The organism is Geomonas diazotrophica (assembly GCF_018919385.1).
In the GTDB taxonomy this organism is placed as follows: domain Bacteria; phylum Desulfobacterota; class Desulfuromonadia; order Geobacterales; family Geobacteraceae; genus Geomonas; species Geomonas diazotrophica.
This window is the reverse complement of record NZ_JAHLMF010000009.1, coordinates 122,984-137,928: the sequence shown is the minus strand read 5'-3', so window position 1 is coordinate 137,928 and position 14,945 is coordinate 122,984. Positions and strand designations below refer to the sequence as shown.

At 63.1% G+C, this 14,945-nt stretch carries 15 protein-coding genes; 7 read left to right on the top strand and 8 right to left on the bottom strand.

Annotation, left to right across the window (positions count from 1 at the left end; all coding sequences use genetic code 11):
- Positions 1–3: 3 nt before the first annotated feature.
- On the bottom strand, positions 4–342 hold the full coding sequence (locus KOM00_RS12195; protein WP_216499196.1) for a hypothetical protein: 339 nt from the start codon (positions 340–342) through the stop codon (positions 4–6).
- 148 nt (positions 343–490) lie between these two features.
- Between KOM00_RS12195 and gcvT the strand changes: the two genes are divergently transcribed.
- The 6 genes from gcvT (at position 491) to lipA (ending at position 6,698) form a co-directional block, all read left to right on the top strand.
- Entirely contained in the window at positions 491–1,582 is a 1,092-nt protein-coding gene (gene gcvT / locus KOM00_RS12190; protein WP_216499195.1) for a glycine cleavage system aminomethyltransferase GcvT, read from the top strand.
- 117 nt (positions 1,583–1,699) lie between these two features.
- Entirely contained in the window at positions 1,700–2,071 is a 372-nt protein-coding gene (gene gcvH, locus KOM00_RS12185) for a glycine cleavage system protein GcvH (protein ID WP_216499194.1), read from the top strand.
- Between the two features lies 1 nt (position 2,072).
- Positions 2,073–3,410: an aminomethyl-transferring glycine dehydrogenase subunit GcvPA gene (gcvPA, locus tag KOM00_RS12180; RefSeq protein ID WP_216499193.1), complete on the top strand. Its 1,338-nt coding sequence runs from the start codon at positions 2,073–2,075 to the stop codon at positions 3,408–3,410.
- Positions 3,401–4,840, top strand: coding sequence for an aminomethyl-transferring glycine dehydrogenase subunit GcvPB (gene gcvPB, locus KOM00_RS12175; protein ID WP_216499192.1), 1,440 nt, complete (start codon positions 3,401–3,403; stop codon positions 4,838–4,840). The genes gcvPA and gcvPB overlap by 10 nt, the downstream gene beginning before the upstream one ends.
- A gap of 37 nt (positions 4,841–4,877) precedes the next feature.
- Positions 4,878–5,678 carry a lipoate--protein ligase family protein gene (locus KOM00_RS12170; protein ID WP_216499191.1) on the top strand — a complete coding sequence of 267 codons (801 nt, stop codon included), beginning with the start codon at positions 4,878–4,880 and terminating at the stop codon, positions 5,676–5,678.
- Positions 5,679–5,846: 168 nt separating this feature from the next.
- Positions 5,847–6,698: a lipoyl synthase gene (gene lipA / locus KOM00_RS12165; protein ID WP_216499190.1), complete on the top strand. Its 852-nt coding sequence runs from the start codon at positions 5,847–5,849 to the stop codon at positions 6,696–6,698.
- Between the two features lie 113 nt (positions 6,699–6,811).
- Here the strand turns inward: lipA and KOM00_RS12160 are convergent, their stop codons facing one another.
- From KOM00_RS12160 to KOM00_RS12130, 7 genes are all read right to left on the bottom strand, one after another.
- Entirely contained in the window at positions 6,812–7,141 is a 330-nt protein-coding gene (locus KOM00_RS12160) for a carboxymuconolactone decarboxylase family protein (protein ID WP_216499189.1), read from the bottom strand.
- Entirely contained in the window at positions 7,138–7,683 is a 546-nt protein-coding gene (locus tag KOM00_RS12155) for a flavodoxin (protein WP_216499188.1), read from the bottom strand. Before KOM00_RS12155 ends, KOM00_RS12160 begins: the two co-directional genes overlap by 4 nt.
- 31 nt (positions 7,684–7,714) lie before the next feature.
- Positions 7,715–9,517 (bottom strand): aldehyde ferredoxin oxidoreductase family protein, encoded by a 1,803-nt coding sequence (locus KOM00_RS12150; RefSeq protein WP_216499187.1) that lies wholly within the window; start codon positions 9,515–9,517, stop codon positions 7,715–7,717.
- Positions 9,514–10,215: a 4Fe-4S dicluster domain-containing protein gene (locus tag KOM00_RS12145; RefSeq protein WP_216499186.1), complete on the bottom strand. Its 702-nt coding sequence runs from the start codon at positions 10,213–10,215 to the stop codon at positions 9,514–9,516. The genes KOM00_RS12150 and KOM00_RS12145 overlap by 4 nt, the downstream gene beginning before the upstream one ends.
- Before the next feature lie 94 nt (positions 10,216–10,309).
- Positions 10,310–11,335, bottom strand: a complete 1,026-nt coding sequence (locus KOM00_RS12140) for an MBL fold metallo-hydrolase (RefSeq protein ID WP_236026916.1) — start codon at positions 11,333–11,335, stop codon at positions 10,310–10,312.
- A 274-nt stretch (positions 11,336–11,609) separates the two neighbouring features.
- Entirely contained in the window at positions 11,610–12,668 is a 1,059-nt protein-coding gene (locus KOM00_RS12135) for an NAD(P)-dependent alcohol dehydrogenase (RefSeq protein ID WP_216499184.1), read from the bottom strand.
- Positions 12,669–12,691: 23 nt separating this feature from the next.
- On the bottom strand, positions 12,692–13,702 hold the full coding sequence (locus KOM00_RS12130; protein ID WP_216499183.1) for an aldo/keto reductase: 1,011 nt from the start codon (positions 13,700–13,702) through the stop codon (positions 12,692–12,694).
- Positions 13,703–14,012: 310 nt separating this feature from the next.
- On the opposite strand from KOM00_RS12130, the gene KOM00_RS12125 reads away from it, so the two are divergent.
- A complete protein-coding gene (locus KOM00_RS12125) occupies positions 14,013–14,927 on the top strand; it encodes an AraC family transcriptional regulator (protein ID WP_216499182.1) in 915 nt (304 codons plus the stop codon).
- Positions 14,928–14,945: the final 18 nt, after the last annotated feature.

Sequence of the window (14,945 nt, the reverse complement as noted above, 5' to 3'; positions counted from 1 at the left end):
GTTCTACTCCGTCTTGATGAAAAATAGATAGATGAGGAATGCCCCGATGGCGAGGCCGCCGAAGGCGAAGGGAAGGGTCGTGGAGAGGTTCAGCGTGTCGCCTTCCGCCGGCATGGTGTAGCGGAGCAGGATGAGCAGCGAGATGGTGGTGAACAGCGCTGCCAGTACGAATTTCGACCGCACCACCACGGCGTAGAAGGCGACGATCAGGAAGGCGCAGACGATCCAGGGGTTCGAGAGGGCGCTCTTCACCGTCAGGTGCCGGGCGAAATCTATCAGGTGGGCCGTCTCGAACGGCGAAAGTTTTTCGGCAGTCTTCTGTAGCAGTTCAGACCTATCCATGAGTTCTCCTAACAAAGGCTAGATTATATGCATAACGACGAATTTAGCAAGAAGTTAAAGAGATAGGGTGTTTGGGGCGTTTGAAGCTGCGGTTCGATCATCTCGTTTGATAGGCGCTAACCCTCGTTTGACGGAAAGGAGTCCAGGTATGGAAGAGCTCAAGGCCACCCCGCTGCGTGCGGACCACGAGAACCTCAAGGCGCTGATGGCACCCTTCGGCGGATGGCTCATGCCGATCCAGTACTCCGGGATCATCGCCGAGCACAGGTGGTGCCGCGAGAAGGCGGCGCTCTTCGACATCTGTCACATGGGGGAGTTCCTCTTCAAGGGGGACCTGGTCGCGGACGGGCTGGAGGAGGTCTTCACCTTCTCGGTCAGTTCCATCCCCGTGGGGCGCTCGCGCTACGGTTTCCTGTTGAACGATGCCGGGGGGGTGATCGACGATCTCATCGTCTTCCGCCTGGCCGAGGACGAGGCGATGATCGTGGTCAACGCCGCCACCACCGACAACGATTTCGCCGTGATCCGCTCCCGGCTCAAGAACCCCACCGTCCTCACCGACATCTCCGCGCGCACCGGGAAGGTGGACCTGCAGGGGCCGCTCTCCCGCGAGATCATGGTTGAGCATTTCGGGGCGCAGATCCGGGACATCCCCTTCTTCAAGTTCATCAAAACGAGCATCCTGGGAAGCGACGCCATCGTCAGCCGGACCGGCTATACCGGGGAACTCGGCTACGAGATCTTCCTTCCGTCGGGCAAGGTGGCAGAGCTCTGGCGCCTGCTGCTCGAGGACCCGCGCGTGGCCCCGGCCGGGCTGGGCGCCCGCGACCTGCTGCGGCTGGAGATGGGATATTCCCTCTATGGCAACGATCTGGACGAGCAGATCACCCCCCTGACCGCCGGGCTCTCCTCCTTCGTCAACATGAACAAGGAGTTCGTCGGCAGGGCGGCCCTGGAACGGGAGTCGGGGCAGGGCTCGCCCCGGGTGAAGGTCGCCTTCAAGGTGGACTCGCGGCGCGCGCCGCGTCACTTTTACCAGATCCTGCAACAGGGGGAAGAGGTGGGTGTCGTCACCAGCGGCGCCTTCTCCCCCATGCTCGCCTGCGGCATCGGCCTGGGGCTGGTCAAACCAGGGGCGGCGGCGCTCGGCACGCGGCTCACCATAAAGCAGGACCGGGTCGAGATGGAGGCGCAGGTGGTGGAGCTCCCTTTCTATACCGGCGGGTCGCTCAGAAGCTAAAACCAATAACAGGGATAAAAGGGATACAGGGGATAAAGACATGTCCCTGGCAGTTATCCCTTTTATCCCCTTTATCCCTGTTCGCATTGTTTTTCCAACTTAACGGAGGTCGGGATCATGGCAAAGTTCTATACCAAGGAGCACGAGTGGGTCGAGGTGGCGGGAGCGCAGGCGACGGTGGGTATCAGCGAGCACGCGGCCCACGAACTTGGGGACATTACCTACGTCGAACTCCCGAAAATCGGCAAGAGCGTCAAACAGTTCGAGACCCTGGCGGCCATCGAGTCGGTGAAGGCCGCCAGCGACATCTACTCGCCGGTCTCGGGCAAGGTGGCCGAGGTGAACCAGGCGCTGGACGCGGCGCCGGAGCTGGTGAACCAGGGGGCCGAATCGCAGGGATGGATCTGCAGAGTCGAAGGGGTGAATGAAGCCGAACTTGGCGCGCTCATGGATGCCGCGGCCTATGCCGAGTACCTGAAAGGACTGTGACATGGGATACTGCCCGAACACGCCGGATGACATCCGGGAGATGCTGGCGGTGATCGGCGCGGCCAGCGTGGAGGAGCTCTTCGCCCCCATTCCCGAGGAATTGCGCGCCAAATCCTTCGACCTCCCGCCGGGCATGTCCGAGCTGGAGCTGATGCGGCTCATGAGGGAGAAGGCGGCCACCTGCGGCGCCGAGATCACCCCCTTCATCGGCGGGGGGATCTACGACCATTTCATCCCCGCCGCCGTGGACCACCTCGCCTCCCGCGCCGAGTTCTACACCGCCTACACCCCCTACCAGCCGGAATGCGCACAGGGTACGCTCCAGGCGCTTTACGAGTACCAGTCCGCCATCTGCCGGCTGACCGGAATGGAGGCATCCAACGCCTCGCTCTACGACGGCGGCACCGCGGTCGCGGAGGCCGCGCTCATGTCGCTGCGCATCACCGACCGGCACAAGGTCGTCCTCGACGCCTCCGTGAACCCGCTGCACCGGGAGATCGTCACCGGCTACCTGCACGGCCTGTCGGCGGAAGCGGTGCTGGTCGCGCCGGACGGCTGCGCCTCCGATCTCGCCCGCCTGATGGCCTCCATCGACAACGAGACCGCCGCGGTGATCGTGCAGAGCCCCAACTTCTTCGGCTCGGTCCAGGATTTCCGCGAGCTCGCGCAGAAGGCGCACGACCACGAGGCGCTCCTTATCGTCTCCTGCTATCCCATCGCCTTGGGGCTCGTGGCGAGCCCCGGCGAGATGGGAGCGGACATCGCGGTGGGCGAAGGGCAGAGCCTGGGGAACCACCTCTCCTTCGGCGGCCCCTACTTCGGCTTCATCGCCACCCGGAAGCGCTTCATACGGAATCTCCCCGGCCGCATCGCCGGCGAAACCATCGACCACCAGGGACGGCGCGGGTTCGTGCTCACCCTGCAGGCGCGCGAACAGCACATCAAGAGGCACAAGGCCACCTCCAACATCTGCAGCAACCAGAGCCTGTGCGCCCTGCGCGGCCTCATCTTCTGCGCCTCCCTCGGGAGGAAGGGGTTCGAGGAGCTGGCCCTTTTGAACTACGACAAGGCACAGTACGCGAAGTCGGTGCTCGGCGCGGTGCGCGGGGTGGACCTCCTCAATCCGGGCGCCACCTTCAACGAGTTCACCTTGGCCCTTCCCAAGGACGCAGCCGAAGTGGTACAACGGCTTCTCGACAAGGGGGTGGCGGCGGGGGTGCCGCTGGGGCAGTACTATCCCGGCATGGAACGGGCGCTGGCGGTGACCGTGACCGAAAAGCGGAGCAAGGAAGAGATCGATCGCCTGGCGGCGCTGCTTGAGGAGGTGTTATGGAGCTGATCTTCGAGAAATCCGTCTCCGGACGCACCGGCGTCAGGATCCCCTTGAGCGACGTGCCCAAGGCCGCTCCCCTTCCCGAAGAGGTGAGGCGCCGGGAGCCGGTGCGCCTGCCCGAGGTGGGCGAACTGGACCTGGTGCGGCACTATACCAACCTCTCGCGCAGGAACTTCTCGGTAGACACCAATTTCTATCCGCTTGGTTCCTGCACCATGAAATACAACACCAAGGTGACCGAGAATGCCGGCGGGCTCTTCGCCTCCTGCCATCCCATGCTGGCGCTGCTTCCCGGCGGGGACAAGCTGGTGCAGGGGCCGCTCGCCGTCATCTACGAACTGGAGCGCCAGTTGGCCGAGATCACCGGCATGGAGGAGGTCACCACCCAGCCTCTGGCCGGCGCCCACGGCGAGATGACCGGCATCATGGTGATCGCCGCCTACCACAAGTCGCGCGGCGACCGGAAGCGGAAATACGTCATCGTTCCGGACTCCTCCCACGGCACCAACCCGGCCAGCGCCGCCATGGCGGGCTACGAGATCGTGACCGTTCCGACCGCCCCCTACGGCGACATGGACCTCGACCTGTTCCGGCGGGCGATGAACGACGAGGTGGCGGCGGTGATGCTGACCTGCCCGAACACCCTTGGGCTCTTCAACCCGCACATAGCGGAGATCTGCGCCATCGCCCACGAGGGGGGCGCGCTCACCTACTACGACGGCGCCAACCTGAACGCCATCCTGGGCAAGGTGCGGCCGGGGGACGTCGGCTTCGACGTGATCCATGTCAACCTGCACAAGACCTTCGGCACACCGCACGGCGGAGGCGGCCCCGGGAGCGGCCCGGTCGGCGTGCGGGGGGACCTGGTCCGCTTCCTTCCCACCCCGCGCGTGGTGCGCCGGGAGGACGGCAGCTACGGGGTGGAGGACCATCCCGAGGGGATCGGACGCGTTTCCGACTTCTTCGGCAACTTCGCCATCATGGCGCGTGCCTACGCCTATATCACGCTTTTAGGGCGCGAGGGGCTGATCGAGGTGAGCGAGCAGGCGGTGCTGAACGCCAACTACATGATGGCGAGGCTCAAGGAAGAGTACGAGCTCCCCTTCGACCAGACCTGTATGCACGAGTGCGTCTTTTCCGCGAGCCGGCAGGTGCAAAACGGCGTGCACGCCATCGACGTGGCCAAGTACCTGATCGACAGGGGGTTCCATCCCCCGACCGTGTATTTCCCGCTCAACGTCAAGGAGGCGATCATGATCGAGCCGACCGAGACCGAGAGCAGGCAGACCATGGATGCCTTCATCGAGGTGATGCTGGAGGCGGCACGGATGGCCAGGGAGGATCCGGAACGGCTGCACCGGGCGCCGGTGACCACGCCGGTGGGTCGCTTGGACGAGACCCGCGCGGCGAGGATGCAGCAGGTCTGCTGCGAATAAAAGAAAGGCAAAACCGGTGACTTAGAGGTCTTCATAGATGTGTGAGTGGCGTTTGATAGATACGGGTCCCCTGGATGGCCCCGCCAACATGGCGCTGGACGAGGCGCTTCTCAACTGCTTCCAGAAGGATCGGAGCAGGCCGGTGCTGCGCCTGTACGGTTGGAACCCGGCGACGCTCTCCGTGGGACGCTACCAGGACGCGGCGGCCGCGCTCAACCTCGATCTATGCCGGGATGAAGGGGTGCCGGTGGTACGCCGCATGACCGGCGGCGGCATCATCTACCACGCGGCGGAGGTGACCTACAGCCTGGTCTGCGCGCCGGAACACCTGGGTGACCGGACCGGGGTGAAGGACGGCTTCCGCAAGCTTTGCGGCTTCCTGCTCGGCACCTACCAGCGCCTGGGGCTCGACGCCCGCTTCGCCGTCGACTGCAACCCGGACGAGGAGCGGCTGGGAGAGCGGACTTCCTTCTGCTTTGCAGGGAAGGAGGAGTTCGACGTGGTGGTCAACGACCGCAAGATCGGCGGCAACGCCCAGCGCAGGCTTTCCGGTGCCATACTGCAGCACGGCTCCATCCCGCTGGAAAACCGGGTGCAGCAGGGACTGCGCTACCTCAAAGAACCGGCGCCGGGTGCGGCACGTTCCGTAAGCCTTGCGGAACTGGGGCAAAAGCAGGAGTGCGATGGGTTGAAGCGGCTGCTGGTCGACTCCTTCCAGGAGTGCATGGGTGTGGCACTGGCCCCGGAGCCGCTCACGGAGCAGGAAACGGCGACCGCGGGGAAACTCGAGGAGTACAAGTACCGCTGCCCGAAGTGGACCTTCGAGGGGCGGAGTTAAAAGTAACCCATGCTGGTGTCCCCTCTCCCCCCGGGAGAGGGTGCCCGGCGGGGGGGGGAGGGCTCCGCAGGCTGCGGATATGTGGCCCCTGGCAACCCCCTCACCCATCCGGGTGGGGACGCATGTGGCGTGAGATGATGGCGAAACGGGATGGTTTTGAGGTATGAGATGGAATCTTTGCGCAAGCCGGAGTGGCTGCAGAAGAAGGTGAACCCGGCCGCACATGCCGAGATGGAAGGGCTCCTGAAGGAGCTCAGCTTGAACACGGTCTGCCAGCAGGCCCGCTGCCCCAACATCACCGAGTGCTTCCGGCAGAGGCAGGCGACCTTCCTGATCCTCGGGCGTGCCTGCACGCGGCTTTGTTCCTTCTGCTCCGTTTCGAAGGAGGTGCCATTGGCACCTGAACGGGGCGAGCCGACCTCGGTGGCCGAGGCGGTCCGCCGTTTGAAACTCTCCCACGTGGTAATCACCAGCCCCACCCGCGACGACCTGCCCGACGGCGGTGCCGGACAGTACGCCGACACCGTCGCCGCGATCCGCAAGGCCTCCCCCGGCACCAGGATCGAACTTCTGATCCCGGATTTCATGGGGAATCTGGAGGCGCTGAAGAGGGTGTTGGCGAGCGCGCCCGACATCCTCGGGCACAACCTGGAGACGGTGCCGAGGCTCTATGCCATCCGCTCCGGCGCTGATTACCGAAGATCTTTGCGGCTTCTGGCCGAAGCCCACCGGCTTGAACCGGAATTGAAAACCAAATCGGGATTGATGCTCGGGCTGGGTGAGGAGGAGGGCGAACTTCTGGCGGTATTTAAGGATCTGGTCGACGCGGGGTGCAGCTACCTGAGTCTCGGCCAGTACCTTGCTCCCAGCCGGCAGCACTATCCGGTGCAGAGCTTCATCGAGCCGGAGCGCTTCGACAGGCTGAAGGAACAGGCGCTTGCCGCCGGCCTCCTCCACGTCGAGAGCGCCCCCTACGTACGCAGCTCCTACATGGCCGACCGCTACGGGGGCAAGCTGTAGGGGCAAATAATCATTTGCCCAGCCGCCGATGCCCCCGCCTCTGCCAATGGCGAGAGAGGCCGAGGTGCCAGGTGCGGTATCGGCGGGCGAATATTTATTCGCCCCTACAGGTTTTATTCCCCCAACGCGTCCAGCACGTTTTTCAAATGGGCGAACCCCGAGGCTGCCGTAGGCCAGCCGGCGTAAAAGGCGATGTGCGTGATGGCCGCCACCAGTTCCTCCTTGGTCAGCCCGTTCTCCAGCCCCTTCTTGAGATGAAATTCCACCTGCTCGATCCGGTTCAGCGCCACCAGGGAGGTGACCGTGATCAGGCTCTTGTCCCGCGGCGACAGTTCCGGGCGCTCCCAAATTTCCCCGAACAGGAAATCCTTGGTCAGCCTGGCAAAGTCCGGGGCCACCGCCTCCAGATCGCTCATCCCCTTTGCTGTTTCAGGTTTTGTCATTGGTTCCTCCCTGTTCGGCTTGTCACGTCCTCTGCTATGCCGAGCTTGCGTAGCCATTCCGATAGCTTCTGCCCGGCCCTGTTGACCTCGCCGCCTCGAATGGCGATGCCTTCCAGAACCGTGGCGCCGGGGCAGAGATCCCCGATGTCCCTGGCGCTTTGCCCTAAGCCCGTGCCTTCATGCGTGATGAACGGCACGACCGCCTTGTCGGTGAAGTCGTATCCGGCGAGATAGGTCATGACCGGTGGCGCTACCGTATTCCACCAGTTCGGGGAGCCGACGAACACCACGTCGTAGTCGGCTACGCCATCGCCCGTTGCCTTCAGCTCCGGTCGGTACCCCGCCCGCAGCTCTCGCTTCGCCTGGCTCACGACGGTGTCGTAATCTTCGGGATACGGTCGTACCGGCGTCAATTCGAGCAGGTCGCCCCCCACCCTTTGGTTGATCTGCTGGGCACATTCCCTGGTGTTGCCGGAATGCGAGAAGTAGACGGTCAAAACCTTCCACCCCCCGAAGCTTGCCTTGTTGCTTTCGTTTCTCATCAAAAAATCCTCTCTGCGTTTTCTGTGTCTGTTAGACGAGGTCCAGCCCCAGCTCTTTCAGTTTTGCCGGTCCGGGCTTGGTGGTTTCCGGGTCCCAGCCGCGCTCCTGGTAGTACTTGGTGAGCATGTCCTCGAACTTCCTGCGATCGAGCACCGCCCCCTTCTTGGCGCCGATGGTGAAGGCGTCCTCGAAGAAACGGTCGGGAAGCTTGTCGTCCCCACGGCGGAAGCCTTCGCGATAGTTGAAGAGCTTCTCGAGGTTGAAGATCCGCTCGCCCGCCTTTTCGAAAGCAGCCTTGTCGTACTCCCGGCCGGTGATCGCGCTCAGCAATTCGAGCATGGGCTCTTCCAGCGCCGGCTCGAAGGTCGGGAAAAAGCACATCCCGGTCGAATCGAGCATGGCGCGCCTGTTTTGCATGGCGATGTCGTCACCGCTCAGGTGGCAGGCCCCCCGGGACGCGGTGACGTAGGAAAGCGCCCTGGGCTGGTTCCCCTGGATGTTGTGCGCCGCCAGTTCCAGCCCCTTCACGTGAATGGCGAACTTCCCGCTCCCCTGCCCGATGTGGCGGGAAAGGTTCGCCACTCCCTGGGCGGCGAGGGCGCCCACCCCGTCCTTGGCCGCGATCTTTTCGATCATGGCGAGCGTCGCGTCCACGCTCCCCCACTTGAGGTCGATGCCGTCCAGGAACTGTCGGTCGATCATCCCCTTCTCGTAGGCTTCCATCAAAAAGCCGATCACGTTGCCGGTCGAGATCTGGTCCAGGCCGAGATCGTCGATGTTGTAGATCGCCCTCAAAAGCCCGGGCATGTCGGAGATCATCAGGTTGGATCCCAGCATGACCCCGGTTTCGTACTCGGGGCCGTCGTGCACGACTCCGCCGTATTTCCCCTTGGTGACGCCGCTCTTCTTGCAGGCGAGCGGGCAGCAGTAACAGGCGAAGTCCCTCACCCACACGTCGCGCCGGGCCGCGTCGCCGCCGATCTTGTCCGCCTCGGTGAAGGTCCCCTCGCGGTAGTTGCGCACCGATTCGGTGCCGGCGTTGCTGTTGCCGACGATGGCCCTTGCCGTCCCCTGTTCGGCCCACGACTTGGCGTAGGTCGTCCCGTAGAGTGCGCGCCTGGCCTTTTCCAGTGCGGCAAGGAATCGCTCGTGGTCGGCGACGCCCGGCTGGCCGGAGCCCTTGACCGCGATCGCCTTGAGATTCTTGGAGCCCATGACACACCCCGATCCGCCGCGCCCTGCGGCCCTCCCGGCAGTGTGGATGATGCTGGAATAGGGGACCAAGTTCTCTCCCGCCGGGCCGATGTAGACCGTTTTGTACTTCCGGTCGCCGAGCTCTTCCAGAAAGGCCTTGTCGAAGGCGTCGGTGCGCATCCCCTTGAACTTCCGGGCGTCCCTGATCGCCACCTTGCCGTCGTCGATGACGATGTAGGAAAGCTCTTTCGCCTTGCCGACAACCACCAGCCCGTCGTACCCCGCGAACCGGATCTCCGGACCGAAGAACCCGCCCATGTTGGAGTAGGTGACGGTGGAGGCATGGCAATGATCGGATTTCAGCGGAGCCGTGATGGGGGACTTCGTGACCACGCAGGTTCTCGACGAAGAGGGGACGGGGAGCCCCGAGAACGGTCCCGGTATGAACATGAGCGGGTTCTCCGGGGAGAGCGCGTCGACGCCAGGCTTTTTCAGCCGGTCCCAGAGCAGCTTCATGCCCAGCCCCTGCCCCCCAACGAACCTGTCGAGATCCTCGGGAGCGATGGTCACGGTCCTGGACTTCCCGGAGCTCAAATCTATTTCAAGGATCCTGCCGTGGTATCCCGGTTTGCCGCTCATTTCACACCTCCGAACCCTGCCGTCCCGTACCAGTTCCTGGCCAATTCAGCAGCTATCTTTTTCGGCCCGAGGCCGTAGAATTTCCTGTCGCGTCGCACCTCGACGTAGGAGAGCGCCCCGAACGGGCAACGCTTGACGCACTGCGGGTCGCCCCCGCACAGCGTGCACATCCGCTCCGGTTTTCCCGTCTCCGGGTTGGGGCTGATGACGCCGGTGCGCTGCGAGGCGCAGGCCTTGGCGCAACTGCCGCAGCCGATGCAGCGGGCGGCGTCGTTGCGCATGGTGTGGCTCCCTTGGTCCCGGTAGAGGGCGCGCCGGCCCGTTTTCGGGTCCGGTTCCACCGGACATGCCCTGGCGCACGGGGTGTCGGCGCACATGGCGCAGACGTTGGGGACGTCCACATCCGGGTTGAAGTTGTGGACCATGATGTTGGCGAAGTAGGGATTGCCCAGGCCGGGGAGTTCTTTGCCCGAGACCGATGCGGGTCTGTTGCGCGACGAGCAGGCCGTCTCGCAGGTGCGGCATCCCGTGCACTTGTTGTAATCCACCACGACCATCTTCAGGGTCGGTTCGCCCGACAGCGCCCAGGCTGCAGAGTGGATCCCGAACTGCCCGAAAAGCACCACGGCACCCCCCCCAACCCCGATCCCCTTCAGGAACTCCCGGCGCGTGAAGGTCCCCCCATTTTCCTTTGTCATGTCAGCCTCCAAGATTGGGAAAGCATCTACCACTAGCGGTTGCTACCGAGAAAGCTCTTTTGTCCCCTCAGCCTTCGTCTTTTCTCCGATCGCCTCAGATTTCCCCGGGCCTTTGCGCCGAAGCGCTACCACCGGCAAGCGCGGCCAACGGTGTTGACTGTCCCGTGACGGGCACAGGGCCCGCATCGACCGCCGCCCACCACGGCCTGGCCTGAGCGGCGGCGGACGAGTAGACCGGTTCGCCCATGACCGGTACGGCCACCTCGATCTCCCGCGCTTTCGCAAGGGATAAGATCCTGTCGAACGGTTCGCGCCACGCGTGCATGGAAAGGTCGAAGGTGCCGTTATGGATCGGCAGCATCCTTCTCCCTTTCAGGTCGAGGTGCGCCTGTACGGTCTCTTCCGGCATCATGTGCACCCCCGCCCAGTTCACGTTGTAAGCTCCGGCCTCGAGCAAGGTCAGGTCGAACGGACCGTACTGCTCGCCGATCCTTTTGAAGCCGTGGAAGTAGCCGGAGTCCCCGCTGAAAAAGATGCGGAAGCCGGGAGCGAGGATGGTCCAGGAGTTCTGCAGGGTCTGGTTCTTGTTGAACAGGCCGCGGCCGGAGAAGTGCCTGCAGGGAGTGGCCACCAGGCGGATCGCGTCCACCTGCGTCGATTGCCACCAATTCAGCTGCCGTACCTTGGCAGCGGGGACGCCCCAGCCGGTTATGATGTCTCCCACGCCGACCGACACCAGGAAATGCTCCGTCTTGCCGGCCAGCTTCACAATGGAGTCGCGGTCGAGGTGGTCGTAGTGGTCGTGGGAGATGATCACTCCCTTGATGGGAGGCAGGTCCTCGATGCCGATCGGCGGTTGATGGAACCTCGGCGGACCCGCCCATTGAACCGGCGAGGCCCGCTTGGAAAAGACCGGGTCGGTGAGCCAAAAGCCGTCTTCCAGCTTCAGGAGCACCGTGGAGTGTCCGATCCTGAAGACGGTGTTGACGGGCGCGGAGAGAAGCTCTTCGCGAGACATCTTGTGGACCGGGATTTTCCCGGCAGGTCGCGTGTCAGCAGGCTTGTTGAAAAAGAAATTCCACATGACGCGTGTCGTTTCGAGCATACCCCCGGTGGTCATCACTTCTCCTGATGGTTTCTTCTCGCCTTTTGATGCCCGGTCAACTTCGCTGCTATGTACTGCCATGACTGTTAAGCCTCCGACAAGCAATGCCGTGACGATCTTTTGCCCCAGTTTCATTTTTCCCCAGTGGGAGCCGCCGGGCCGCGAGGCACGGTACCGGCATTTTGTTTGGCGCTTCCGGGCTTGCCCGGAGAAAAGCTGCCTTTAACTCCTCCCCCCTCCCGCGAGGGGAGGAGGGAGGAGCCTGCGGGAACAGCGGGACGAACTCTGTTTATTCCGCTTTCAGCGAGGCCATGTCGATGGAGAAGCGGTACTTCACGTCCGACTTGACCAGTCTTTCGTACGCCTCGTTCACCCTCTGGATCGGGATGACCTCGACGTCGGAGGTGATGTTGTGCTCACCGCAGAAGTCGAGCATCTCCTGGGTCTCGGCGAGCCCGCCGATGAGCGAACCGGAGACGCTGCGGCGGCCGAAGAGGAGCGCGAAGGAGGAGAGGGCGAGCGGCTTGTCCGGAGCGCCGACCAGGGTGATGTTCCCCGCCAGACCCAGCATCTGGATGTAGGCGTTGAGGTCGTGGTCGGCTGCGATGGTGTCGAGGATGAAGTTGAAGCTGCCGGCGTGCTGTTTCATCTGCTCGGCATCAGTGGAGATGATCACCTCGTCTGCGCCCAGACGCAGGGCGTCCTCCTTCTTTCCGGGCGAGGTGGTGAAGACCACGACGTGCGCGCCGAACGCCTTGGCGAACTTGACCCCCATGTGCCCGAGGCCGCCCAGGCCGACCACGCCGACCTTCTTCCCCTTGATGTCGCCCCAGCGGTGGATGGGGGAGTAGGTGGTGATCCCTGCGCAAAGCAGCGGCGCCACCCCGGCAAGGTTCAGGTGGGCGGGGACGCGCAACACGAAGTGCTCGTCCACCACGATGCTGTCCGAGTAGCCGCCATAGGTGACCCCGCCCAAGTGCTTGTCGGGGGAGTTGTAGGTAAAGGTCGCGTTGGTGCAGAACTGCTCCAGGTTCGCCTCGCAGCTGGGGCAGCTGTGATCGGAATCGACCAGGCAGCCGACGCCGGCCAGGTCGCCCGGCTTGAACTTGGTTACCGCCGAGCCTACCTTGGTGACCCGTCCCACGATCTCGTGTCCCGGCACGCAGGGGTAGATCGTGGGCATGATGCTGTTCCACTCGTCGCGCACGGTGTGCAGGTCGGAGTGGCAGATGCCGCAGAAAAGGATTTCGATCTGGACGTCGCGGTCGGTAGGCTCGCGACGCTGGATGGTGGTCGATGCCAGCGGGGCAGCAGCGCTGGCTGCGGAATATGCTTTTGCCTTATACATGGTTGATCCTCCTGTCGTTTTTGTTACCTGTTGGTGAGCTTTTCCAGCATCTCGGGGTAGCGCTCCCCCTCCACGTGTATCTTGGAGGCCGCGGAGTCGATCTCGCGCAGGTCGTCCTGGCTCAGGTTGATGTCGACGGCGCCGTTGTTCTCGTCCAGCCGCTCCAGTTTCGTTGTCCCCGGGATAGGGACGATCCACGGTTTTTGTGCCAGCAGCCAGGCGAGGGCGATCTGCGCCGGGGTCGCCTTTTTCTGCGCCGCGATCTCGCCTAACAGGTCCACAAGGGCCTGGTTCGCCTGCCGCGCCTCGGGGGTGAAGCGGGGGAGGGTGGTGCGGAAATCGGTGCTGTCGAAGGTGGTGCCGGCGTCGATCTTGCCGGTGAGGAACCCTTTGCCGAGGGGGCTGTAGGCGACGAGCCCGATGCCCAGTTCCTCCAAGACGGGGAGGATCTCAGCCTCGGGGCGGCGCCACCAGAGCGAATACTCGTTTTGCAACGCGGCGACCGGCTGCACGGCGTGTGCGCGGCGGATGGTCTGCACGCCCGCCTCGGAAAGGCCGAAGTGTTTCACCTTCCCTTCCTGGATCAGCTGCTTCACCGCGCCCGCCACGTCCTCGATCGGCACGTCCGGGTCGACCCTGTGCTGGTAAAAGAGGTCAATGGTCTCTGTTCTCAGCCGCTTGAGAGAGGCCTCCGCGACCTCCCGGATGTGTTCAGGACGGCTGTTCAGCGCCGGGAGCCCTCCCTTCATCCCCCTGGGGTCCTTGCCGGCGGCGATGTCGAAGCCGAACTTGGTGGCGATCACCACCCGGTCCCGCAGCGGGGCGAGCGCTTCACCGACCAGTTCCTCGTTGATGAACGGGCCGTACACTTCCGCCGTATCGAAGAAGGTGACGCCGCGCTCCACCGCCGTCCTCAGCAGGGTGATCATCTCCTGCTTGTCCTTGGGCGGGCCGTAAGAGAAGCTCATCCCCATGCAACCAAGGCCAAGGGCCGAAACTTCCAGCCCGCTGTTTCCCAGTTTACGTTTTTGCATTGCTGGTCTCCTTTAACTGATTTGTGTGTAGTTGATGCAGCAGGGACCGATGCTGTGAGTGTAGGCATACCGGCAAATTCTATCGCATCGTGCTCCATGCTCCAGCCGGGTCATAGTCATGTGTCCCGTCGAAGATGATCAGATCGTAGCTCTTATAAAGGAAAGGTTGGTAGACCGATCCTGCCTGATTTTTGCCCGATTCTCCGGATGCTGCAAAAAATGTTGTAATGGGTGCGGAGCTTGGGTAGGATGAGTTACGTCAAATGGTTGTTAAAACAGCCTGTTGGGCTGGCGGTTGGAGGTTCTCGCAATGGAAGACGCTATTGAAAGTTTGAGGCGGAGTGTTGCCCGATGGACCGAACGGGAAGAGTTGTTCGAGACGCCGATCCCCGGTCTGTCGTTGTTCAAAAGGGAAGAAGTCACCGAACCGGTCAGCGGAATGTACGAGCCGAGTGTCTGTCTGGTAGCCCAGGGAGCCAAGCGCGTTCAACTCGGCGACGAAACCCTGGTTTACGATGCCAATCATTTTCTGATCACGTCGGTGCACCTGCCCACGGTGGTGCAGATCATCGAGGCAAGCCCCGAAAAGCCGTACCTTGGCCTGAGGCTGATGCTCGACCTGCGCGAGGTTTCCCAACTGATGCTGGACAGCAACCTCCCCCAGCCACGCACGCAGCAATCGAGCCGCGGCATGGCGGTTGGCGAGGTGAGCCTGCCGCTTCTCAGCGCCTTTAAGCGTTTGATCGACCTGCTTGGCGAAGAGAAGGACATCCCCATCCTCGCACCGATGATCCAGCGGGAGATCATCTACCGGCTGCTGGTGGGAGACCAGGGGGCGCGCCTGCGGCAGATGGCTTCGGCGGGAAGCCAGAGTCAGCAGATAGCCCGTGCCATCGATTGGCTGAAGGGGAACTTTTCCAGCCCGTTACGCATCGATGATCTGGCCACCAAGGTCAACATGAGCACTTCGACGTTCCATCACCACTTCCGGACGCTTACCGCCATGAGCCCCTTGCAGTACCAGAAGATGCTGCGCCTGAACGAGGCACGGCGCCTGATGCTGACCGAGCGCGTTGACGCCACCACCGCCGCCTTCAACGTCGGCTACGAGAGCGCCTCCCAGTTCAGCCGCGAATACAGCCGCCTGTTCGGAACACCGCCATTGCGGGACATCACCCACCTGCGCCGCATGGCGACCGGCGATCTCCCCTCGGTTTCCACATAATCCGCTAAAGCACCATAT